At 65.1% G+C, this 22,385-nt stretch carries 17 protein-coding genes; 15 read left to right on the forward strand and 2 right to left on the reverse strand.

Annotated features, from left to right (window positions below):
* The first annotated feature begins 2 nt into the window (after positions 1-2).
* The 11 genes from P7644_RS04200 to P7644_RS04250 all read left to right on the forward strand — a co-directional run bounded on the left by P7644_RS04200 (position 3) and on the right by P7644_RS04250 (position 16,048).
* Entirely contained in the window at positions 3-680 is a 678-nt protein-coding gene (locus tag P7644_RS04200) for a type 4a pilus biogenesis protein PilO (RefSeq protein ID WP_404301783.1), read from the forward strand.
* Positions 677-1,234 (forward strand): pilus assembly protein PilP, encoded by a 558-nt coding sequence (locus P7644_RS04205; RefSeq protein ID WP_404301785.1) that lies wholly within the window; start codon positions 677-679, stop codon positions 1,232-1,234. The genes P7644_RS04200 and P7644_RS04205 overlap by 4 nt, the downstream gene beginning before the upstream one ends.
* The gene (gene pilQ / locus P7644_RS04210; RefSeq protein WP_404301786.1) at positions 1,231-3,381 is read left to right on the forward strand and encodes a type IV pilus secretin PilQ; all 2,151 of its coding nucleotides are present in this window, start codon (positions 1,231-1,233) and stop codon (positions 3,379-3,381) included. Before P7644_RS04205 ends, pilQ begins: the two co-directional genes overlap by 4 nt.
* Positions 3,382-3,383: 2 nt before the next feature.
* Complete coding sequence (locus tag P7644_RS04215; protein WP_404301787.1) at positions 3,384-4,802, forward strand: hypothetical protein; 1,419 nt, start codon at positions 3,384-3,386, stop codon at positions 4,800-4,802.
* Between the two features lie 66 nt (positions 4,803-4,868).
* Complete coding sequence (gene aroB / locus P7644_RS04220; RefSeq protein WP_404301789.1) at positions 4,869-5,987, forward strand: 3-dehydroquinate synthase; 1,119 nt, start codon at positions 4,869-4,871, stop codon at positions 5,985-5,987.
* 56 nt (positions 5,988-6,043) lie between these two features.
* Entirely contained in the window at positions 6,044-7,213 is a 1,170-nt protein-coding gene (locus tag P7644_RS04225) for a deoxyguanosinetriphosphate triphosphohydrolase (protein ID WP_404301790.1), read from the forward strand.
* A gap of 34 nt (positions 7,214-7,247) precedes the next feature.
* On the forward strand, positions 7,248-7,880 hold the full coding sequence (locus tag P7644_RS04230; protein WP_404301792.1) for a DUF1415 domain-containing protein: 633 nt from the start codon (positions 7,248-7,250) through the stop codon (positions 7,878-7,880).
* A complete protein-coding gene (locus P7644_RS04235) occupies positions 7,877-8,752 on the forward strand; it encodes a class I SAM-dependent methyltransferase (RefSeq protein WP_404301794.1) in 876 nt (291 codons plus the stop codon). Before P7644_RS04230 ends, P7644_RS04235 begins: the two co-directional genes overlap by 4 nt.
* Positions 8,753-8,803: 51 nt before the next feature.
* Positions 8,804-9,508 (forward strand): transposase, encoded by a 705-nt coding sequence (locus tag P7644_RS04240; RefSeq protein ID WP_404301795.1) that lies wholly within the window; start codon positions 8,804-8,806, stop codon positions 9,506-9,508.
* 175 nt (positions 9,509-9,683) lie between these two features.
* A complete protein-coding gene (locus P7644_RS04245; RefSeq protein ID WP_404301796.1) occupies positions 9,684-14,411 on the forward strand; it encodes a glutamate synthase-related protein in 4,728 nt (1,575 codons plus the stop codon).
* 158 nt (positions 14,412-14,569) lie between these two features.
* Positions 14,570-16,048: a glutamate synthase subunit beta gene (locus P7644_RS04250; protein ID WP_404301797.1), complete on the forward strand. Its 1,479-nt coding sequence runs from the start codon at positions 14,570-14,572 to the stop codon at positions 16,046-16,048.
* Between the two features lie 92 nt (positions 16,049-16,140).
* On the opposite strand, the gene P7644_RS04255 is transcribed toward P7644_RS04250, so the two are convergent.
* Complete coding sequence (locus P7644_RS04255; RefSeq protein ID WP_404301798.1) at positions 16,141-17,646, reverse strand: CoA-acylating methylmalonate-semialdehyde dehydrogenase; 1,506 nt, start codon at positions 17,644-17,646, stop codon at positions 16,141-16,143.
* A gap of 15 nt (positions 17,647-17,661) precedes the next feature.
* Positions 17,662-18,876, reverse strand: a complete 1,215-nt coding sequence (locus tag P7644_RS04260; RefSeq protein ID WP_404301799.1) for an ABC transporter substrate-binding protein — start codon at positions 18,874-18,876, stop codon at positions 17,662-17,664.
* Positions 18,877-19,014: 138 nt separating this feature from the next.
* Here P7644_RS04260 and P7644_RS04265 point away from each other — a divergent pair, with 138 nt between their 5' ends.
* The 4 genes from P7644_RS04265 (at position 19,015) to P7644_RS04280 (ending at position 22,359) form a co-directional block, all read left to right on the forward strand.
* Complete coding sequence (locus P7644_RS04265) at positions 19,015-19,944, forward strand: LysR family transcriptional regulator (protein ID WP_404301800.1); 930 nt, start codon at positions 19,015-19,017, stop codon at positions 19,942-19,944.
* Positions 19,945-20,055: 111 nt separating this feature from the next.
* Entirely contained in the window at positions 20,056-20,850 is a 795-nt protein-coding gene (locus tag P7644_RS04270; RefSeq protein WP_404301801.1) for an amino acid ABC transporter substrate-binding protein, read from the forward strand.
* A gap of 83 nt (positions 20,851-20,933) precedes the next feature.
* Complete coding sequence (locus P7644_RS04275) at positions 20,934-21,587, forward strand: amino acid ABC transporter permease (protein ID WP_404301802.1); 654 nt, start codon at positions 20,934-20,936, stop codon at positions 21,585-21,587.
* Positions 21,568-22,359 (forward strand): amino acid ABC transporter ATP-binding protein, encoded by a 792-nt coding sequence (locus P7644_RS04280; protein ID WP_404301803.1) that lies wholly within the window; start codon positions 21,568-21,570, stop codon positions 22,357-22,359. Before P7644_RS04275 ends, P7644_RS04280 begins: the two co-directional genes overlap by 20 nt.
* The last annotated feature ends 26 nt before the right edge of the window (positions 22,360-22,385 follow it).

Genomic DNA, 22,385 nt, shown 5'->3' on the forward strand with positions numbered 1-22,385 from the left:
ACATGGCCAAGAAGAAAGCGCCGAAGGTTGACTTCGCCAGGCTGCAAGGGGATTTGCAGCATCAGTTCCAGAACCTGGATCCCAAGGATCCGTCGCAATGGCCGGTATTGCCGCGCACCTTGCTGTGCGTGCTGATCGCCGTCGGTGTGGCCACGTTTCTGTGGTTCTTCAAGCTCTCTGAATTTGAAGAGGAGCTGACCGCAGAGCGCAATACCGAACAGACCTTGCGTGCCGACTATCAGAAAAAACTCGTGAAGGCAGTCAGCCTGGATGCCTTGAAGCAGCAGCGTGAGCAGATTCAGCAATACGTGATCCAGCTCGAAAAGCAATTGCCCAGCAAGGCGGAAATGTCGGCCCTGCTGTCCGATATCAACCAGGCCGGCCTGGGGCGCAGCCTGCAATTCGAACTGTTCCGCCCGGGCCAGGTGGTGGTCAAGGATTACTACGCCGAACTGCCCATTGCGATCCGCGTGGTGGGCAAATACCACGACGTGGGTGCATTCGCATCCGATGTGGCCAATCTCTCGCGCATTGTGACCCTGAACAATCTTTCGCTGGCTCCTGCCAGCAAGGATGTGCATGGCAACCTGACCATGGAGGCCACGGCCAGAACCTTCCGCTACCTCGATCCCGAGGAGATACAGGCCCAGAAGGCCGCAGCGAAAGGAGCCAAGAAATGATGCGCTTTTGCTGCAGGCCGTTCATCGCGGTGATGGGCGTGTTGATGCTGGCTGGTTGTAGCGGCAATGACGAAGACGAACTGCGCCAGTGGATGGCCGATCTGCGTGCCACCACCAAGCCACGCGTCACGCCGCTCTCCGAGCCCAAGCAATTTCTTCCGCAGGATTACAACGGGGACGGCAAGATGGAGCCATTCAATCCGTTGAAACTGACGCAGGTCTTGCGTCGGGAGTCATCGGAAAATGTGGCCAATGCCTCCCTGATTGCGCCCGAGATGAGCAGGCGCAAAGAGCCGCTGGAGGCTTATCCGCTCGATACCGTGAAGATGGTCGGCAGCCTGAATAAAACCGGGGTTCCGACCGCATTGGTCAGCGTGGACAAGCTGCTATACCAAGTGCGCACAGGTAATTATCTCGGCCAGAACTACGGAAAAATTATCGGAATATCGGAAACGAATATCCGTTTGCGCGAGATAGTCCAGGACTCCACGGGGGATTGGGTGGAGCGCATGACAACACTGGACCTGCAAGAGGGAAATGAGGTGAGGAAATGATTCAGCAGCAATCTCGTTTGCCCCGGCATCTTTGGCTGGCCGGCGCAGCCATCGTGGCAGTCCTGGGCGCCACGGCATCGCATGCGCGGGGTTCCATTGAATCGATCTCGGGTTTCCTGCAAGGCGGCGCCGAGGTGCTGCGCATCGAATTTTCGGAACCTCAGACCGAGCTGCCCACGGGATTTTCCATTCAGACCCCGGCGCGTATTGCCTTGGACTTTCCCGGTACTACCAATGCCTCGGGCCGCTCCTTGGTGGAAATCAACCAGGGCAACGTCAAGTCAGCCAACCTCGTCGAGGCCGGCGAACGCTCGCGCATCGTCTTGAACCTTAAGCAGCCCACGACGTACCGCACTGAGCTGCATGGCAAGACGGTGCTGGTGCTGCTCGATGCCGTCACCGGCGGCGCGCGTGTCGCCAGTGGATCATCGGCCGTGTTTGCCGAAAGTCAGAATGCCGACATGCTGCCGCTCAAGGACCTGGACTTCCGCCGTGGCACCGACGGCGCCGGCCGCATCGTCGTGGGCCTGGCCAACAACCAGGTGGGCGTGGACCTCAGGCTTCAAGGCAAGGGCCTGGTGATCGATTTCCTGCGCTCGTCGCTGCCCGAGGGGCTGCGCCGGCGGCTTGATGTGTCGGACTTCGGCACCCCGGTGCAGATCATCACCGCCGCCCAGCAGGGTGAGCGCGTGCGCCTGACCATAGATCCCGTGGGCGACTGGGAGCACAGCGCCTACCAAAGCGATAACCAGTTTGTCGTCGAGGTGCGCCCCAAGAAGGTCGACCTGTCCAAGCTGACCCAGGGCCCCAACTACACCGGCGAAAAGTTGTCGCTGAACTTCCAGAACATCGAAGTGCGCTCGCTGCTGCAGGTGATCGCCGACTTCACCAATTTCAACATCGTCACCTCCGACACCGTCACGGGCGCGCTGACCCTGCGCCTGAAGGACGTGCCTTGGGACCAGGCCCTGCAGATCATCATGGACGCCAAGGGTCTTGGCATGCGCAAGTCCGGCACCGTGCTGTGGATTGCGCCCAAGGACGAGATCGACGAGCGCACACGCAAGGACTACGAAGCCGCCCAGGCCATTGCCAAGCTGGAGCCCCTGCGCACGCAGGCCTACCAGCTGAACTATGCCAAGGCGGCTGATATGGTGGTGCAGCTGACCACCAACACCTCTTCGGGCAGCGGCGGCGGCAGCTCCAGCCAGAACACGCGCTTTCTGTCGCAGCGCGGCAATGCCATCGCCGAGCCGCGCACCAACCAGCTGTTCGTGACCGACACGCCCGCCAAGCTGGAGGAGGTGCGCCAGCTGCTGCAGACGCTGGACGTGCCGGTGCGCCAGGTCATGATCGAGGCCCGCATCGTCGAGGCGCGCGACACCTTTGGCCGCTCCCTGGGCGTGCGCCTGGGCGGCGGCGACCTGCGCGCCAACCGCGGCGGCGACGGCGGCTACGGCATAGGCGGGGACAACCGCGTGGCCTGGGGTACCAATTACTCCAACGCCACCAATTCCAGCGGGTTTGGTGGTCCTGTGAACGTGGGGGGCAATTTCGTCAACCTGCCGGCGTCGCTGTCCAGCGGCCAGGCGGTGGGCTCGTTTGCCCTGTCCATCTTCAACTCGGCCGCCAACCGCTTCCTGACCCTGGAGTTGTCCGCCATGGAGGCCGACGGCCAGGGCAAGGTGGTATCGAGCCCGCGCCTGATCACCGCCGACCAGACCAAGGCCCTGATCGAGCAGGGTACCGAGTACCCCTACACGGTCACCGCCCCCAACGGCGCCACCACCATCGCCTTCAAGAAGGCGGTGCTCAAGCTGGAGGTCGTTCCGCAAATCACGCCCGAGGGCAACATCATCCTCGACCTGGACGTCAACAAGGACAGCCGCGGCGAGAGCACTACCCAGGGCGTCGCCATAGACACCAAGCACATCAAGACCCAGGTGCTGGTGGAAAACGGCGGCACCGTGGTGATTGGTGGCATCTTCGAGATGGAAGAAACCAATCAGGAAAACAAGATACCCGTGCTGGGTGATGTGCCGGTGGTGGGCAACCTGTTCAAGAGCCGCACCAAGGAATCCATGAAGCGGGAGATGCTGGTGTTTATTACGCCCAAGGTCATTACGGATCGCGGGCCTGTGCGGTGATTATGGAAAGTAAGAACGTCATGAAAATTTTGAAAGCAATATTCGTCTTCGCGGTTTTTTTGGGCGCTTTGGCTGCATGTGGTGGTGGCGGTGGTTCCCCTGGTGGTCAGCCCGGTAAGACATTGCTAACCACGGCGCCCTCGCCGGTAACCTTGCTGCCAGGCTCCAGTGGCCAGTATGAAATATCGGGTGGCGTACCACCGTACCGGGTTGGTAATAGCGACACGGCGATCGCCGTGGGGGCTGTCAATGGGACGAGGTTGCTGATTGGTGCCGTAAATACCGGTAACTCTGTAGTCAACGTGATGGACAACGCAGGAGCTATGGTGGGAGTAGCGGTAAACGTAGGCTCTAGCATTCCGCTGACCAGCACGGCACCGGAGGCGCTCACCATTGGGGTGGGACCGGCATCGATGCGTACCTTCACGATCCGCGGCGGTGTTCCGCCTTATATGGTTGAGGGCTCCAACGCCAATGCGTTCACAGCCGCCAAGATCGGTGGGAATCAGTTCAGCGTGACGGGCATGGCCATTGGCGCAGGTGTGGTGACGGTGACCGATGCGGCCAACACCAAGCTGGGTGTGGCAGTGACGGTGGGGGCACCTGAGTTGCGCGTGTCGCCTACAGAGCTGAAAATTTTCCCTGGCATTGATGCGGTGGTGAAAATCTCTGGTGGTCAACCGCCCTATCAAGTGGCGGGCGGCATCCCATCGGCCATCCAGCTCACCATCTCGGGTGACGAAATGCATATCAAAGGCCTGTTGGCATCCAAGCTTGAGGTTGGAGTTGCCGATGCCACGGGACAGACCGTCAAGGTAACTGTTGAGGTGACCAATGGCACCGGGGTGTTCAATATCATGCCAGGCGCCCTTTCGATTACCGAAGATGACAACCAGGATATTCGTCTGAACATCTATGGGGCTGCGTCTGGTCCGGTGTGCTTCTTTACCGACCGCACTCAGTTGCAGCCTCAAGTTGGCGGTTGCCCCACCAATCCGTCATCCGTAACCTTGGTGACAGGTTCCGCTGGCTCGCGTTGCGTGAATGGCAATACAGATGTCACTTTGACGGCAGTGGACTCCTTGGGTGCAGTGGCTACGGCCGTGGTTACGATCGTGGATAACGGTGGATGCGCTATGCAAGCCCCTCCCGTGACTGCCTCGACGACTGCGGTGACACTCAACCGCGCCAATCCGGGAGCTATTCCACCGGTGCCTGCGTCCACGGCGCAGATTCTGATTAGGGGTGGTTCCGGCGAATACACCGTGACGGCGGATAATTCGAGCCTGGCAACCGCAACCATGAACGGGAACGTGCTTTCAGTCACAAGTGGAACCCAGGCGGGCAATACAGCTGTGCGGGTCTATGACCAGCGACAGCTCAATGCCGCACCTGTAACTATCAATGTGACCATCCAATAGCAATAAATTCGCTTATCCTCAATCCCCGGCCTGTCCGGGGATTTTGTTTTCTGTAAGGCTTTGATGATGCAATCGTCCTATCAGACTACGGCTTGCGTGCCCATTGAGCTGCAAGAGCGTAGTTACGCTATCGACATCGGTGCGGATTTGCTGCACGGCATGGCTAGGCAGGCGGCCCTGCCAACGGGCACGGCTGCCTTGGTTGTTACTAACGACACTATCCAACCGCTTTACGGCGCAGCACTGGTTGCCACGCTGCAGGAGCGTTACCCCGCCGTCCACACCGTGGTCCTCCCCGACGGCGAAGAGCACAAAACCTGGCAAACCCTGAACCTGATCTTCGACGCCCTGCTCACCCATGGCTGCGACCGCAAGACCGTGCTCTACGCCCTGGGCGGCGGCGTGATCGGCGACATGACCGGCTTTGCCGCCGCCTGCTACATGCGCGGCGTGCCCTTTGTGCAGGTGCCGACCACGCTGCTGGCGCAGGTGGACTCCAGCGTGGGCGGCAAGACGGCCATCAACCACCCGCTGGGCAAGAACATGATCGGCGCCTTCTACCAGCCGCGGCTGGTGGTGTGCGACCTGGCGACGCTGGACACGCTACCCGCGCGCGAGCTGGCCGCCGGGCTGGCCGAGGTCATCAAGTACGGGCCCATTGCCGACATGGAGTTGTTCGCCTGGCTGGAGCAGCACATGGACGCGCTGCTGGCGCGCGACCGGGCCGCGCTGGCCCATGCCGTCAAGCGCAGTTGCGAGATCAAGGCGGCGGTGGTGGGTGCCGACGAGCGCGAGGCCGGCCTGCGTGCCATCCTGAATTTCGGCCACACCTTCGGCCACGCCATCGAGGCCGGCATGGGTTACGGTGTGTGGCTGCATGGCGAGGGCGTGGCGGCGGGCATGGTGATGGCGGCCGAGCTCTCGCGCCGCCTGGGCCTGGTGGATGCGGCGTTTGTGGAGCGCCTAACGCGCCTGATCGCGCGCGCCGGCCTGCCCACGCGCGCGCCGGTGCTCGATGCGCAGGACAACGCGGGCCGCTACCTGGAGCTGATGCGCGTGGACAAGAAGGCCGAGGCTGGCGAGATCCGCTTCGTGCTGATCGACGGCCCGGGCCAGGCCGTCATGCGTGCGGCGCCCGATGCGCTGGTGCGCGGGGTCATAGATCAGTGCTGCGCAGTCGCGTGAAGCTATATTTACGCTAGCTGCTTTCGCTTGCTGGAAAAGCCTTGAAGGCCAATTTGATGCTTGATACTGTGCTGGCCCCCTACGCCTGTGATCCGGCGCATAGCCGTGGCCGCCGCTGCTCCGAGCCGCCCGCGCCCACGCGCACCGAGTACCAGCGCGATCGCGACCGCATCGTGCATTCCACGGCCTTCCGGCGCCTGGTCTACAAGACCCAGGTGTTCCTGAACCACGAGGGTGACCTGTTTCGCACGCGGCTCACGCATTCGCTGGAGGTGGCGCAGCTGGGCCGCTCCATCGCGCGCTCGCTGCGCCTGAACGAGGACCTGGTCGAGGCCGTGTGCCTGGCTCATGACCTGGGGCACACGCCTTTCGGCCATGCGGGGCAGGATGCACTGAACGACTGCATGGCCGACTTCGGCGGCTTCGAGCACAACCTGCAAAGCCTGCGCGTGGTGGACCGGCTGGAGGAGCGCTACCCGCAGTACGACGGTATTAACCTGACATTCGAGACGCGCGAGGGCATCCTCAAACACTGTTCGCGGCGCAACGCCGAGTGGTTGCAGACGCGCGAGCCCGGCGGGGTGGGGCAACGCTTTCTGCTGGGGCATCAGCCCAGCCTGGAGGCGCAGCTGTGCAACCTGGCCGACGAGATCGCCTACAACGCGCACGACATCGACGACGGCGTGCGCTCCGGCCTCATCACCCTGGCGCAGCTGCGCGACGTGCCGTTGTTCGACCGCTACCGCGCCCAGGCCGAAGCCGAATATCCCCATTTGATGCAGCCCGCGTGCCGGCGCCGGCTGCTGGCCGAGGCCATACGCCGCATGCTCAGCGACCAGGTCTACGACGTGATCGCCGCCACGCGTACCGCCCTGGCCGCGCATGCCCCAGCCGATGTCGATGCCGTGCGGCGGCTGCCCGCGCTGGTGGGCTTCTCGCCGGACATGTGCGCGCAGTCGCGGGAGCTCAAGCGCTTTCTGTTCCGGGCGCTGTATCGCCACCCCCAGGTGATGCAGACCACGGACCGTGCGCGCCAGGTGGTGCGCGAGCTGTTTGCCATCTACCAGGCCGACCCGCGCGAGATGCCGTCCGCACAGGCTGGCCAGGCCCTGGAAGGAGACGCGCAGCAACATGCGCGCACCGTGGCCGACTTCATTGCCGGCATGACCGACCGGTACGCCGCGCGCGAGCACGAGCGCCTTACGGGCCAGCGCCTGCTGGGCTGATAATGCCTGCCCCTTCGATGAAACGAGCCGCAGCATGACCACCGCCCCCACCCACGATCAGCCAAACCCCTCTGCCTGCGACGATGCGGTGGTGGTGCAGGACATGGTGCGCTGGCTCGAGCGCGCCGTCATCGGCCTGAACCTGTGCCCGTTTGCCAAGAGCGTGCACACCAAGGACCAGATCCACTATGCCGTGAGCCACGCCACCGACGCGCGCGCGTTGCTACAGGATTTGCAGCGCGAGCTGGAGGCGCTGGCCGAGGCTTCGCCCGAGAAGCGCGACACCACGCTGCTGATGGCGCCGCTGGCCATGCCGGACTTCCTGGACTTCAACGACTTCCTGGAGCTGGCCGACGAGCTCGTCGAGGCCATGGACCTGGCTGGCATCCTGCAGGTGGCGGCGTTCCACCCGCGCTTTCAGTTCGAGGGCACGCTGGCTGATGACGTGAGCAATGCCACCAACCGTGCGCCATACCCCGCGCTGCACCTGCTGCGCGAGGAGAGCATAGACCGCGCGGTCGAGGCCTTCCCCGAGGCCGAGGAAATCTTCGAGCGCAACATCGAGGTGCTGGAGCGCCTGGGAGCCCAGGGCTGGGCCGACCTGGACGTGGGGCCGCGCTGCCCCGTGGGGCATGGCGCCAAGGGCGACGACAAGGGCCAGGCGTGAGCCGCGCCCAGTCCAAGGCCGATGCCGCCCAGGCGGCCCAGGCGGCGGTATTGGCCGAACTGCGTCCCGGCCAGTCGATAGAACTGCTCAAGGAACTGCACATCCTCACGCGCGAGGGGCGGCTGAACCAGGACTCGCGGCGCAAGCTCAAGCAGGTCTACCACCTGTACCAGTTCATCGAGCCGCTGCTCGCCGAGCTGTCGCAGGACGGCCATGCACCGCTGCTGGCCGACCACGGCGCCGGCAAGTCCTACCTGGGCTTCATCCTCTACGACCTGTTTTTCAAGCAGCTCGGGCGTGGCGAGATCTACGGCATCGAGTGGCGCGGCGAACTGGTGCAGCGCTCGCGTGACCTGGCGCAGCGCCTGGGCTTCGAGCGCATGCGCTTCCTCGACATGTCCGTGGCCGACGCGGCGGGGGCGGCGCAATTGCCCGAGCGCTTCGACATCGTCACCGCGCTGCACGCCTGCGACACCGCCACCGACGACGCCATTGCCTTCGGCCTGCAGAAACACGCGCGCTTCATGGTGCTCGTGCCCTGCTGCCAGGCCGAGGTGGCGGCCTGCCTGCGCCAGACCAAGGCACTGAGCCTGGCGCGTACGCCGCTGGCCGAACTCTGGCGCCACCCGATCCACACGCGCGAACTGGGCAGCCAGATCACCAACGTGCTGCGCTGCCTGCGCCTGGAGGCCTCGGGCTACCAGGTCACCGTGACCGAGCTGGTGGGCTGGGAGCACAGCCTGAAGAATGAACTGATCCTGGCGCGCTGGACGGGGCAGAAGAAGCGCAGCGCGCAGGAGCGGCTGGTGGCCATCCTGGAGGAGTTTGGTCTTGCCCAGGCGCTGGGAGGGCGGTTCGGACCGTTGAATTAATTGGGGTCGGATTCCAATTAAAATCGAGCTCCTGTCCTGCCAGGAGCTCCCATGGCCCGTCTGCCCCGCCTCACTCTTGCGGGCTATCCGCACCACATCATCCAGCGCGGCAATAACCGCCAGGCCATCTTTGTCGACCGGCAGGACTTCGAGGCCATGCTGGCGCTGCTGGCCGAGAACGCGCAGAAGTTCGGCGTCGCCGTCCATGCCTATGTGCTCATGGACAACCATTTCCACCTGTTGGCCACACCCACCACGGCCGAGGCGCTGCCGCTGATGATGCAGGCCGTGGGCCGCAGCTATGTGCGCTATTTCAATGATCGCCACGGCCGCAGCGGCACGCTGTGGGAGGGGCGCTACCGCTCCACGCTGATCGAGACCGATCGTTACCTGCTCGCCTGCATGGCCTACATCGACCTCAACCCGGTGCGCGCCGGCATGGTGGCGCAGGTGCTGGACTGGCCCTGGTCCAGCCATGCCCATTACCTGGGCCAGCGCAGCGACAGGCTGGTCACGCCCCATGCGCTGTACTGGGCTCTGGGCAATACGCCGTTCGCGCGCGAGGCCGCCTATGCCGCGCTGGTGCAGGCCGGCATAAGCAGCGCCGAGCAGGCCGCGCTGACCGAGGCGACGCTGCGCGGCTGGGCGCTGGGCGACGCCGATTTTGTGGCAGAGCTGCAAAAGAAGTCGTCGCGCCGCGTGAGCAAGGCCAAGCCCGGACGGCCCGTCGTGGCGCCTGAAAATAACGACAAATAAGCCTGAAAGCATTGTACATAAATGGCATGATGCTCTCAAATTTAATGTGTCCCTAATTTAATTAAGATTCAATAGTATGGTAATAAATTAGAATCTGACCCCCATTAATATGCTTGTCATGCATGGATTCATGCCTTATTCTGCGCATCCCTGCGAAATTTTGAGAAAGCGCGCGATGACCAAGGCTGCCGAAATCCAGCACCTGCAACAGCACGGCCTGTATGCCTCCAGTAACGAACATGACGCCTGTGGCCTGGGCTTCGTGGCCCATATCAAGGGCGTGAAGCGCCATGACATCGTCACCGGTGCGCTGAAGATCCTGGAGAACCTGGACCACCGTGGCGCCGTGGGCGCGGACAAGCTCATGGGCGACGGCGCGGGCATCCTGATCCAGATCCCGGACCAGCTGTACCGCGAAGAAATGGCCAAGCTCGGCGTGGAGCTGCCCCCGGCCGGCGAGTACGGCGTGGGCATGGTGTTCCTGCCCAAGGAGCACGCCAGTCGCCTGGCCTGCGAGCAGGAGCTGGAACGCGCCATCAAGGCCGAGGGGCAGAAGCTGCTGGGTTGGCGCGACGTGCCGGTGAACCGCGACATGCCGATGTCGCCCACGGTGCGCGAGAAGGAGCCCATCCTGCGCCAGCTGTTCATCGGCCGCGGCGCGGACGTGATCGTGCAGGACGCGCTGGAACGCAAGCTCTACGTGATCCGCAAGACCGCCAGCGCCGCCATCCAGGCGCTCAAGCTCAAGCACAGCAAAGAGTATTACGTGCCCAGCATGAGCAGCCGCACCGTGGTCTACAAGGGCCTGCTGCTGGCCAACCAGGTGGGTGTGTACTACAAGGATCTGGCGGACGAGCGCTGCGTCTCAGCCATCGGCCTGGTGCACCAGCGCTTCTCGACCAACACCTTCCCCGAGTGGCCGCTGGCCCACCCCTACCGCTACGTGGCGCACAACGGCGAGATCAACACCGTGCGCGGCAACTACAACTGGATGCTGGCGCGCGAGGGCGTGATGGCCTCGCCCGTGCTGGGCGAAGACCTGAAGAAGCTCTACCCCATCAGCTTCGCCGGCCAGTCCGACACCGCCACCTTCGACAACTGCCTGGAACTGCTGACCATGGCCGGCTACCCGATCAGCCAGGCCGTGATGATGATGATCCCCGAGCCCTGGGAGCAACATGAGGGCATGGACGAGCGCCGCCGCGCCTTCTACGAGTACCACGCCGCGATGATCGAGCCGTGGGACGGCCCGGCCTCCATCGTCTTCACCGACGGGCGCCAGATCGGCGCCACGCTGGACCGCAACGGCCTGCGCCCCTCGCGCTACGTGGTGACGGACGATGACCTGGTGATCCTGGCATCCGAGGCCGGCGTGCTGCCCGTGCCCGACAGCCGCGTGCTGCGCAAGTGGCGCCTGCAGCCGGGCAAGATGCTGCTCATCGACCTGGAGCAGGGCCGGCTGATCGAGGACGACGAGCTCAAGGCCAACATCGTCAACACCAAGCCCTACAAGCAGTGGATCGAGAACCTGCGCATCAAGCTCGACGATGTGCAGGCGCCGCCGGCGGCGCCCGTGGCGTCCGACCTGCCGCTGCTGGAGCGCCAGCAGGCCTTCGGCTTCACGCAGGAGGACATCAAGTTCCTGCTCGCCCCCATGGCCGCCAATGGCGAGGAGGGCATCGGCTCCATGGGCAACGACAGCCCGCTGGCCGTGCTGTCCGAGCGCAGCAAGCCGCTGTACAACTACTTCCGCCAGATGTTCGCGCAGGTGACGAACCCGCCGATCGACCCGATCCGCGAAGCCATCGTCATGAGCCTGGTGTCCTTTGTCGGCCCCAAGCCGAACCTGCTGGACATCAACCAGGTGAACCCCCCGATGCGGCTGGAACTGCAGCAGCCCATCCTGGACTTCCACGGCATGGCCAAGCTGCGCCAGATCGAGCAGCACACGCACGGCAAGTTCAAGAGCGCGACCATCGACATCACCTACCCGCTGGCCTGGGGCAAGCAGGGCGTGGAGGCCAAACTGGCCTCGCTGTGCGCGCAGGCCGTCGATGAGATCAAGGGCGGCGCCAACATCCTGATCATCAGCGACCGCCACCTGAGCGCGACCCAGGTCGCCATCCCCGCGCTGCTGGCGGTATCAAGCATCCACCAGCACCTGGTGCGCGAGGGGCTGCGCACGACGACGGGCCTGGTGGTGGAAACCGCCACGGCGCGCGAGGTGCACCACTTCGCCGTGCTCGCCGGCTATGGCGCCGAGGCCGTCCACCCCTACCTGGCGCTGGAAACCCTGGTTGCCATGCACCACGAGCTGCCGGGCGCGTTGTCTGCCGACAAGGCCATCTACAACTACGTCAAGGCGATCGGCAAGGGCCTGTCCAAGATCATGTCCAAGATGGGCGTGTCCACCTACATGAGCTACTGCGGCGCGCAGCTGTTCGAGTGCGTGGGCCTCTCCAGCGACACCGTGGCCAAGTACTTCACCGGCACCGCCAGCCGCGTCGAGGGCATGGGCGTGTTCGAGATCGCCGAGGAATCCATCCGCACCCACGTCGCCGCCTTTGGCAACGACCCGGTGCTGGCCACCATGCTTGACGCCGGCGGCGAATACGCCTGGCGCACGCGCGGCGAGGAGCACATGTGGACGCCCGACGCCATCGCCAAGCTGCAGCACGCCACGCGCGCCGGCAACTGGAGCACCTACAAGGAATACGCACAGCTCATCAACGACCAGACCAAGCGCCAGATGACGCTGCGCGGCCTGTTCGAGTTCCAGTTCGACCCAGCCAAGGCGATTGCCCTGGAAGAGGTCGAGCCGGCCAAGGAGATCGTCAAGCGCTTTGCCACCGGCGCCATGTCGCTGGGCTCGATCAGCACCGAGGCGCACGCCACGCTGGCCGTGGCCATGAACCGCATCGGCGGCAAGAGCAACACCGGCGAGGGCGGCGAAGACCCGGCGCGCTACCGCAAGGAACTCAAAGGCATACCGATCGTGCAGGGCGAGACCCTGGCGTCCATCATCGGAGCCGACAAGGTCGCGGCCGACATTGACCTGCAGGACGGCGACAGCCTGCGCTCGAAGATCAAGCAGGTGGCATCCGGGCGCTTTGGCGTCACGGCCGAATACCTGGCCTCGTCGGACCAGATCCAGATCAAGATGGCCCAGGGTGCCAAGCCCGGCGAGGGCGGCCAGCTGCCGGGCGGCAAGGTGTCCGAGTACATCGGCCAGCTGCGCCACAGCGTGCCCGGCGTGGGCCTGATCAGCCCGCCGCCGCACCACGACATCTACTCCATCGAAGATCTGGCGCAGTTGATCCACGACCTGAAGAACGTGGCGCCGCACGCCGACGTCTCGGTCAAGCTGGTGTCCGAGGTCGGCGTGGGCACCATCGCCGCCGGCGTGGCCAAGTGCAAGAGCGACCATGTGGTCATCGCCGGCCATGACGGCGGCACGGGCGCCTCGCCCTGGTCCAGCATCAAGCACGCCGGCTCGCCCTGGGAAATTGGCCTGGCCGAGACCCAGCAGACCCTGGTCTTGAACCGCCTGCGCGGGCGCATCCGCGTGCAGGCCGACGGCCAGATGAAGACCGGCCGCGACGTGGTCATCGGCGCGCTGCTGGGCGCGGACGAGTTCGGCTTCGCCACCGCGCCGCTGGTGGTCGAGGGCTGCATCATGATGCGCAAGTGCCACCTGAACACCTGCCCGGTGGGCGTGGCCACGCAGGACCCGCAGCTGCGCGCCAAGTTCTCGGGCAAGCCCGAGCATGTGGTGAACTATTTCTTTTTCGTCGCTGAGGAGGTGCGCCAGATCATGGCGCAGCTGGGCGTGCGGAAATTTGACGAGCTCATCGGCCGCACCGAGCTGCTCGATATGCGCAAGGGCCTCTCGCACTGGAAGGCCCAGGGCCTGGACTTCTCGCGCCTGTTCGCCCAGCCCCAGGTCGGTCCGGAAGTGGCGCGCTACCACGTCGAGGCGCAGGAGCATGGCCTGGAGAAGGCGCTGGACGTGAAGCTCATCGAGCGCTGCCAGCCCGCCATCCGCAAGGGCGAGCAGGTGCGCCTGATGGAGGTGGCGCGCAACGTCAACCGCTCGGTGGGCGCCATGCTCTCGGGCGCGGTGACCAAGGTGCACCCCGAGGGCCTGCCCGACGACACCATCCGCATCCACTTCGAGGGCACGGGCGGGCAGTCGTTTGGCGCATTTTTGTGCAACGGCATCACGCTGAACCTGACGGGCGAGGCCAACGACTACACCGGCAAGGGCCTGTCGGGCGGGCGCCTCATCGTGCGCCCCAGCCACGAGTTCCGCGGCGAAACGACAGCCAACACCATCGTCGGCAACACGGTGCTGTTCGGTGCCACCAGCGGCCAGGCCTTCTTTGCCGGCGTGGCCGGCGAGCGCTTCGCCGTGCGCCTGTCGGGCGCCACGGCCGTGGTCGAGGGCGTGGGCGACCATGGCTGCGAATACATGACCGGCGGCACCGTGGTGGTGCTGGGCAGGACCGGGCGCAACTTCGCCGCCGGCATGAGCGGCGGCGTGGCCTATGTCTATGACGAGGACGGGCGCTTTGATGGCCGCTGCAACCTGGCCATGGTGGCGCTGGAGCGCATCCTGCCCGCCGACGAGCAGATCGCCAGCATGGATCCCGGCCACTGGCACCGCGGCCAGACCGACGAGGAGCAGCTGAAAAAGCTGCTGGAGGAGCACAGCCGCTACACCGGCAGCCGCCGCGCGCGCGAACTGCTCGACAACTGGGCCGCGGCGCGCAGCCGCTTCGTCAAGGTCTTCCCCACCGAGTACAAGCGCGCCCTGGTCGAGATGTATGAGCAAAAAGTGCTTGAAGAGCAGGCCACGCCTGCGCAGGCAGCTCCTAAAAATGAAACTGTAGCCGCGAAGTAGCGAACAGCTCCCTCCCCCTCTGGGGGAGGGCAGGGGTGGGGGCCAGCGACGCCAGCCTTGCCGGCCAGCCCCCATCCCCGCCTTCCCCCAGTGGGGGAAGGAGTGAATACCCAGATACCCACGAGCAAAGACACGAACACGAGCTAAGGACCAGCACCATGGGCAAGACCACCGGTTTCATGGAATACGAGCGCATCGAGGAGGGCTACCCGGCTCCGGCAGAGCGCGTCAAGCACTACAAGGAATTCGTCATCGGCCTGACGGGCGAGCAGGCCAAGATCCAGGCCGCACGCTGCATGGACTGCGGCACGCCGTTCTGCAACCACGGCTGCCCGGTGAACAACATCATTCCGGACTTCAACGACCTCGTGTACCACCAGGACTGGAAGAGCGCGAGCGCGGTGCTGCACAGCACCAACAACTTCCCCGAGTTCACCGGCCGCATCTGCCCCGCGCCCTGCGAGGCCGCCTGCACGCTCAACATCAACGACGATGCCGTGGGCATCAAGAGCATCGAGCACGCCATCGTCGACCGCGCCTGGGCCGAGGGCTGGCTGCCGCCCCAGCTCCCTAAGCACAAGACGGGCAAGAAGGTGGCCGTCGTCGGCAGCGGCCCGGCGGGCCTGGCGGCGGCGCAGCAACTGGCGCGCGTGGGCCACGCCGTGACGGTGTTCGAGAAGAACGACCGCGTGGGCGGCCTGCTGCGCTACGGCATCCCCGACTTCAAGCTCGACAAGGGCCATATCGACCAGCGCGTGGCGCAGCTCGTGGCCGAGGGCGTGGTGTTTCGCACCGGCGTGTTCGTCGGCAGCGAGAAGGACGGCCTGGGCAAGGATGCCAAGGTCACCAACTGGGCCAAGGAAACCGTCACCCCGGCGCAGCTGCAGAAGGACTTCGACGCCATCGTGCTCACCGGTGGCGCCGAAGCCTCGCGCGACCTGCCCGTGCCCGGGCGCGACCTGGCCGGCATCCACTTCGCCATGGAGTTTCTGCCGCAGCAGAACAAGGTCAATGCCGGCGACAAGCTCAAGGGCCAGATCCGGGCCGATGGCAAGCATGTCATCGTCATCGGCGGCGGCGACACCGGCAGCGACTGCGTGGGCACCAGCAACCGCCACGGCGCGGCCAGCGTGACGCAGTTCGAAGTGATGCCCATGCCGCCCCTGGCCGAGGACAAGCCCCTGGTCTGGCCCTACTGGCCGATCAAGCTGCGCACCAGTTCCAGCCACGACGAGGGTTGCCAGCGCGAATTCGCCATCGCCACCAAGGAATTCATCGGCAAGGGCGGCAAGGTCACGGGCCTGAAAACCGTGCAGGTGGAGTTCAAGGACGGCAGGTTCGTCGAGATCCCCGGCACCGAGAAGGAATACAAGGCCGACCTGGTGCTGCTGGCCATGGGTTTCGTCAGCCCCGTGGCCGCCGTGCTCGATGCCTTCGGCGTGGGCAAGGACGCCCGCGGCAACGCCCGCGCCAGTACCGACTTCACGGGCGGCTACGCCACGAATGCGCCCAAGGTGTTTGCCGCCGGCGACATGCGCCGGGGTCAGAGCCTGGTGGTCTGGGCCATCCGCGAGGGACGCCAGGCGGCGCGCGCGGTGGATGAGTTCCTGATGGGCGCCAGCGACCTGCCACGTTGATAAAAAAAGGCCTGCAGGCCTTGTTTAGAAAGCGCTGATAGCTATGTTTTCAATAGCTTCCAGCGCTTTCTTCTTGGCTCGATGCCGCGGCCTTACTTCATCGTGATGGTCGTGTTCACGCCATCACTGGCGCTGCCGTGGTCTTCATACCAGCGTGCGGTCACGGTCTTGGTCTGGGTCCAGAACTGCACCGCCTGCTTGCCGTTGGGGCCCAGGTCGCCCAGCTTGGAACCGCGCGAGCCGGTGAAGCTGAAGTAGGCCACGGGCACGGGAATCGGCACGTTGATGCCCACCTGGCCCACGTTGATGTCGTGCTGGTACTTGCGCGCCGCCCAGCCGCTGCTGGTGAAGATGGAGGTGCCGTTGCCGTTGGGGTTGCGGTTGATGAAGGCAATGGCGTCCTCCAGCGTGTCCACGCAGACCACGTTGAGCACCGGGCCGAAGATCTCCTGGCTGTAGATGTCCATGGCCTCGGTCACGTCGGCAAACACCGTGGGGCCGACGAAGTTGCCTTTTTCATAGCCCGGCACCACGCAGTTGCGGCCGTCCAGCAGCAGCTTCGCTCCTTGGGCCACGCCGGAGTCGATCAGGCCCAGCACGCGCTCCTTGGCGCGCGGGTTGACCAGGGGGCCCAGGTCGGCGCTGCGGTCGGTGCCAGGGCCTACCTTCATGGCCTGGGACTTGGCCACCAGATCGGGCAGCCAGTCGCGCGCGGCACCCACGAACACGGCCACCGAGTTGGCCATGCAGCGCTGGCCTGCGGCGCCAAAGGCCGAGCCCAGCAGGTTGTTCAGCGCATGCTCCTTGGGCGCGTCGGGCATGACCACGCAGTGGTTCTTGGCGCCCATCATGGACTGCACGCGCTTGCCGGCCTCGCTGGCGCGGCGGTAGATATGCGTGCCCACATGGGTGGAGCCGATGAACGACAGCGCCTTGATGTCCGGGTGATCGCAGAGCATGTCGGCCACCTCGGGGCCGCCGTGGATCACGTTGAGCACGCCGGGTGGCACCCCCGCCTCGTGCGCCAGCTCCACCAGGCGCATGGTGGAGCTGGGGTCCTGCTCGGAGGGCTTGAGCACGAAGGTGTTGCCGCAGGCAATGGCCATGGGGAACATGAAGCAGGGCAGCATCACCGGGAAGTTGAAGGCCGTGATGCCCGCGCCCACGCCCAGGGGCTGCAGCAGGTTGTACACGTCCACGCCGGTGGCGGCGTTCTCGGCGATCTCGCCGAGCTGCAGCGTGGTGATGGAGCAGGCATGCTCCACCACCTCCAGGCCGCGCCCGACCTCGCCCTCGGCATCGGGCAGGGTTTTGCCATGCTCGCGCGTGATGAGCTGGGCCAGCTCGGCCTGGTGCTCGCGGATCAGCTGCTGCAGCTTCAGCATGATGCGCATGCGCGCCGACAGCGAGGTGCTGCGCCAGGTCTGGAAGGCCTCCTGCGCGTTGGCGACCGCCAGCTCCACCTCTTCGCGCGTGGCAAAGGGAACGCGCGCCACGACCTCCTGCGTGGCGGGGTTGGTGACGTCGCGCCACTGGCTGGTCTTGGACGGATAGGGCTTGCCGGCGATGAAGTGGTGGATGGTGGTGGGGGTGGTCATGGAGTGCTCCTGGACTTATTTCTTCACGAGGGGGCAGCTGGACTGGGCCAGCGGCTTGAAGGCGGTTTGCGCGGGGATGGTGCTCACGGTCTTGTAGTAGTCCCATGCGCCCTTGGACTCGGCCGGGCTCTTCACCTGGAACAGGTACATGTCGTGGATCACGCGGCCGTCGGGGCGGATGCTGGCGTTGCGCATCACCGGGTCGTCTATGGGCAGTTCGCGCATCTTTTGCGCCACCACCTTCCAGTCATCGGTCTTGGCCGCGGCCACGGACTTCAGGTAATGCAGCACGCTGGAATACACGCCCGCCTGCACCATGGTGGGCTTGAAGCCCTTGTGCAGCTTCTCGAAGCGCGTGGCGAAGGCGCGCGTCTTGTCGTCCATGTCCCAGTAAAAGCCCTCGGAGAACATCAGGCCCTGGGCCTGGCGCAGCCCCAGGGAGTGCACGTCGGTCAGGAACATCAGCAGCGACGCCACCTTCTGGCCCTTGCCGCTGCCGATGCCGAACTCGCGCGCGGCCTTGATGGCGTTCACCGTGTCCTGCGCGCCGTTGGCCAGGCCTATCACCTGGGCCTTGGAGTTCTGTGCCTGCAGGATGAAGGAGGAGAAATCGCTGGCGTTGAGCGGGTGGCGCACGCTGCCCAGCACCGCACCGCCATTGGCCTTGACCATGTCGGAGGCGTCCTTCTCCAGCGAATGGCCGAAGGCGTAGTCCACGGTAACGAAGAACCAGTTCTTGTCGCCGTTCCTGGTCAGTGCCGCCGCCGCGCCGGAGGCCGAGGAATAGGTGTCGAACATCCAGTGGAAGCCGTTCTCGGCGCAGTCCTCGTCGGTCAGGCGGGTGGTGGCGGGCCCGCTGTACATGGCGATGCCGCCCTTCTCCTTGATCAGCTTCTGCACCGCCAGCGCGCCGGCGGAGTTGGTGAGGTCGGCCATGGCATCGACCTTGTCGCGATCCAGCCATTCGCGCGCCTTGGTGGCGGCGATGTCGGCCTTGTTCTGGTGGTCGGCGCTCACCACCTCAATCTTCATGCCCTTGCACTCGGCCTTCAGGCAGTCGTCGATGGCCATCCTGGCCGCCACCACCGAGCCGGCGCCGCCCATGCCCGAATACGGGCCGGCCATGTCGGTCAGGATGCCGATCTTCACCATGTCGTCGGAAATCTGGGCCTGTGCGCCGGCGCAGAGCGCGAAAGCGGCGAGGGCGAGGGAATGTCGAATGGGTTGCATGCATGTCTCCTGGGTTATCGATCTCGGGCTGCGGCCAAAGCCACGCGCCGGATCACTCTAAGCCAACAGTTATGCAAAGGGGTAGGGCATTTGGGCATATGCTCAATGCAAATTTGCACCACTACTTTTCTTGCAGGCATGGCCATAGACCGTATCAACTGGGACAACCTGCGCCTGTTCCTGGCCGTGGTCCGCGCCCAATCGGCCCAGGAGGCGGCACGGCGCATGGAGGTGGACCACTCCACCATCACGCGCCGCCTGCACCGGCTGGAAAAGGAGCTCGGGGCCCAGCTGTTCGAGCGCACGCCGGCCGGCCACCTGCTCACGCCGGCGGGTCAGCGCCTGCTGGAGCATGTGGAGCGCATGGAGAGTTCCATGGTGCGGGTGGGCGAGGCGATCGGTGGCGACAGCCACATGCTCACCGGCCATGTGCGGCTGGGCGCGACGGAGGGTTTTGGCAGCTTCTTCCTGGCGCCCCACCTGAGCCATTTCTGCGAGCGCCATCCGGGAATACAGGTGGAGCTGCTGATCGTGCCGCGCTTCATCAACCTCTCGCAGCGCGAGGCCGACCTGGCCGTGAACATCGAGCGCCCCCACCGGACGGGCCAGGTGTGCAGCAAACTCACCGACTACCGCCTGCGCCTGTATGCGAGCCGGCGCTACCTGCAAGAGCACCCGTCCATCCGCCGGCTGCAGGACCTGGCCGAGCACCGCTTCTTCGGCTATGTGGAGGAACTGGTCTTCAGCCAGGAGCTGCGCTACCTGAGCGCCATCGCCCCCGATGTGTCCAGCTCCCTGCGCAGCACCAGCGTGGTGGCCCAGTACAACGCAGCGCGCGAAGGGCGCGGCCTGGCGGTGCTGCCCTGCTTCATGGCTGCGCAGAGCGACGAGCTGCTACCCGTGCTGCCTGGCGAGGTGGACCTGCGGCGCACCTTCTGGCTCGCCGCGCCCGCCGACCGGCGCGAACTGGCGCGGGTGCGCGCCCTATGGGACTACCTGCGCGAGCTGGTGGAGTGCAACCAGGCCTTCCTGCTCGGCGACTCGCCGATCTGGCACACGCTGCCATAGACCATGGCATGCCGGCAACGGACTGCCATCGTGGGACAATGCCGGGTTTGCCCGCAATGGCATTGCCGTTGCGATTGTCATCCCTGCTTGTTCTAGAGAGAAACGCTCACCATGAAGAAGATTGCCGCCGTAGCCCTGCTGACCCTGGGTGCCGTGCTTGCCGGTTGTTCCAAGCAAGAGCCCGCCGCTCCCGCCGCCGCGCCGGCACCGGCCGCCGTGACCAAGATCGTGGTCGGCCTGGACGACAACTTCCCGCCCATGGGCTTTCGCGACGAGAAGAACGAACTGGTGGGCTTTGACATCGACATGGCCAAGGAGGCCGCCAAGCGCCTGGGCCTGGAGGTCGAGTTCAAGCCCATCGACTGGAGCGCCAAGGAGGCCGAGCTGTCGGGCAAGCGCGTGGACGCGCTGTGGAACGGCCTGACCATCACCGAGGAGCGCAGGAAGAACATCGCCTTCACCGCGCCCTACATGGAGAACCACCAGATCATCGTCGTGCCCGCCGGCTCCGCCATCAAGGCCAAGGCCGATCTGGCCGGCAAGGTGGTGGGCGCGCAGGAGGGCAGCAGCGCCGTGGACGCCATTAAGAAGGAAGAGGCCGTCTTCAAGTCGTTCAAGGAACTCAAGACCTTTGGCGACAACGTGACGGCGCTGATGGACCTCTCCACCGGCCGCCTGGAGGCGGTGGTGGTCGACGAGGTCGTGGGCCGCTACTACGTGGCCAAGAAGCCGGATCAGTACGCCGTGCTGGACGACAACTTCGGCACCGAGGAATACGGCGTGGGCGTGCGCAAGGACGATGCCGAATTGCTTGGCAAGCTGGACAAGGCCCTGGGTGAGATGAAGGCAGACGGCGCCGCCGCCAAGATTGCGGAACAGTGGTTCGGCAAGAACATCATCAAGTAAGCTCACCCGCCACGCCCGCCGTGGCCCGCACCGGCAGTGCCTTGCCTGGGCCTGCCGGTGTTTTGCGTTCATAAGGCGATTGCATGGACTACCTTCTCTCCCTTCTGGGGCCGCTGGCGCAGGGCGCTGCCGTCACCCTGAAGCTGTTCTTCATCACGCTGGCGCTGGCCGTGCCGCTGGGCCTGGTGCTGGCGTTGGCGCGTGTGTCGCACTGGAAGGCGCTGTCGGGCGCGGTGAATGGCTACATCTGGCTCATGCGCGGCACGCCGCTGATGCTGCAGATGCTGTTCATCTACTTCGCGCTGCCCTTCGTGCCGGTGATCGGCGTGCGCCTGCCGGACTTTCCGGCCGCCGTGGTGGCGTTTGCGCTCAACTACGCGGCCTACTTCGCCGAGATCTTCCGCGCCGGCATCCAGTCCGTCGATCGCGGCCAGTACGAGGCCGCCAAGGTGCTGGGCATGAACTACGGCCAGACCATGCGCCGCATCGTGCTGCCGCAGATGGTGCGCTCCATCCTGCCGCCCATGAGCAACGAGACCATCACGCTGGTCAAGGACACCTCGCTGATCTACGTGCTGGCCCTGAATGACCTGCTGCGCGCCGCGCGCGGCATCGTGCAGCGCGACTTCACCACCACGCCCTTCATCGTCGCCGCGGCCTTCTACCTGATCATGACCCTGGTGCTGACCTGGGGCTTCCAGCGCCTGGAGCAACGCCATGCCAAATATGACCAGTGAATCGACCGCTGATGCGCTGATGATCGAGGCGCGCGCCGTGAAGAAGCGCTTTGGCCACAACGAGGTGCTGCGCGGCGTCTCGCTGTCGGTGGCGCGCGGCGAGGTGGTGGCCATCATCGGCCCCTCGGGCTCGGGCAAGAGCACCTTCCTGCGCTGCCTGAACCACCTGGAGACCATAGACAGCGGCCATATCGCCATCGAGGGCGAGGCGCTGGCCACGACCGATGCCCAGGGCCATTGCCGCTATGTGGCCGAGGCCGAGCTGCGCCGCATCTGCGCCAAGACCGGCATGGTGTTCCAGCATTTCAACCTGTTCCCGCACCTCACGGTGCTGGAGAACCTGATCGAGGCGCCCATGGTGGTGCAGGGCGTCAAGCGCGACGAGGCCGTGGCCCGGGCCGAGGCGCTGCTGGCCAAGGTAGGCCTGTCACCGAAGCGCGACAACTACCCCGCGCGCCTGTCGGGCGGGCAGAAGCAGCGCGTGGCGATTGCGCGCGCGCTGTGCATGCAGCCCGACATCATGCTGTTCGACGAGCCCACCTCGGCGCTGGACCCCGAGCTCACCGGCGAGGTGCTGCGCACCATGCGCGAGCTGGCCGACGAGCGCATGACCATGCTCGTCGTCACGCACGAGATGGGCTTTGCGCGCGAGGTGGCGCACCGCGTGGCCTTCATGGATGGCGGCGAGCTCATCACGGCGCGGCCCGCAGCCGAATTCTTCGCCGACCCGGGGCACGAGCGCGCGCGCGCCTTCCTGCAACACATGCTGTGATGTTTTTGGGCGCTATCGCTTGCTGG

Origin of the sequence: Alicycliphilus denitrificans (genome assembly GCF_044792555.1) — a bacterium.
Taxonomy (GTDB): Bacteria; Pseudomonadota; Gammaproteobacteria; order Burkholderiales; family Burkholderiaceae_C; genus Alicycliphilus; species Alicycliphilus denitrificans_A.

What these genes read in the sequence shown, in the direction of transcription:
- P7644_RS04245 (WP_404301796.1), top strand. Translation starts at nt 9,684, where the DNA reads ATGACCAAGGCTGCCGAAATCCAGCACCTGCAACAGCACGGCCTGTAT.
- P7644_RS04200 (WP_404301783.1), top strand. Translation starts at nt 3, where the DNA reads ATGGCCAAGAAGAAAGCGCCGAAGGTTGACTTCGCCAGGCTGCAAGGG.
- P7644_RS04255 (WP_404301798.1), bottom strand. Translation starts at nt 17,646, where the DNA reads ATGACCACCCCCACCACCATCCACCACTTCATCGCCGGCAAGCCCTAT.
- P7644_RS04230 (WP_404301792.1), top strand. Translation starts at nt 7,248, where the DNA reads ATGACCACCGCCCCCACCCACGATCAGCCAAACCCCTCTGCCTGCGAC.
- P7644_RS04215 (WP_404301787.1), top strand. Translation starts at nt 3,384, where the DNA reads ATGGAAAGTAAGAACGTCATGAAAATTTTGAAAGCAATATTCGTCTTC.
- aroB (WP_404301789.1), top strand. Translation starts at nt 4,869, where the DNA reads ATGCAATCGTCCTATCAGACTACGGCTTGCGTGCCCATTGAGCTGCAA.
- pilQ (WP_404301786.1), top strand. Translation starts at nt 1,231, where the DNA reads ATGATTCAGCAGCAATCTCGTTTGCCCCGGCATCTTTGGCTGGCCGGC.
- P7644_RS04205 (WP_404301785.1), top strand. Translation starts at nt 677, where the DNA reads ATGATGCGCTTTTGCTGCAGGCCGTTCATCGCGGTGATGGGCGTGTTG.
- P7644_RS04240 (WP_404301795.1), top strand. Translation starts at nt 8,804, where the DNA reads ATGGCCCGTCTGCCCCGCCTCACTCTTGCGGGCTATCCGCACCACATC.
- P7644_RS04275 (WP_404301802.1), top strand. Translation starts at nt 20,934, where the DNA reads ATGGACTACCTTCTCTCCCTTCTGGGGCCGCTGGCGCAGGGCGCTGCC.
- P7644_RS04250 (WP_404301797.1), top strand. Translation starts at nt 14,570, where the DNA reads ATGGGCAAGACCACCGGTTTCATGGAATACGAGCGCATCGAGGAGGGC.
- P7644_RS04260 (WP_404301799.1), bottom strand. Translation starts at nt 18,876, where the DNA reads ATGCAACCCATTCGACATTCCCTCGCCCTCGCCGCTTTCGCGCTCTGC.
- P7644_RS04265 (WP_404301800.1), top strand. Translation starts at nt 19,015, where the DNA reads ATGGCCATAGACCGTATCAACTGGGACAACCTGCGCCTGTTCCTGGCC.
- P7644_RS04280 (WP_404301803.1), top strand. Translation starts at nt 21,568, where the DNA reads ATGCCAAATATGACCAGTGAATCGACCGCTGATGCGCTGATGATCGAG.
- P7644_RS04225 (WP_404301790.1), top strand. Translation starts at nt 6,044, where the DNA reads ATGCTTGATACTGTGCTGGCCCCCTACGCCTGTGATCCGGCGCATAGC.
- P7644_RS04270 (WP_404301801.1), top strand. Translation starts at nt 20,056, where the DNA reads ATGAAGAAGATTGCCGCCGTAGCCCTGCTGACCCTGGGTGCCGTGCTT.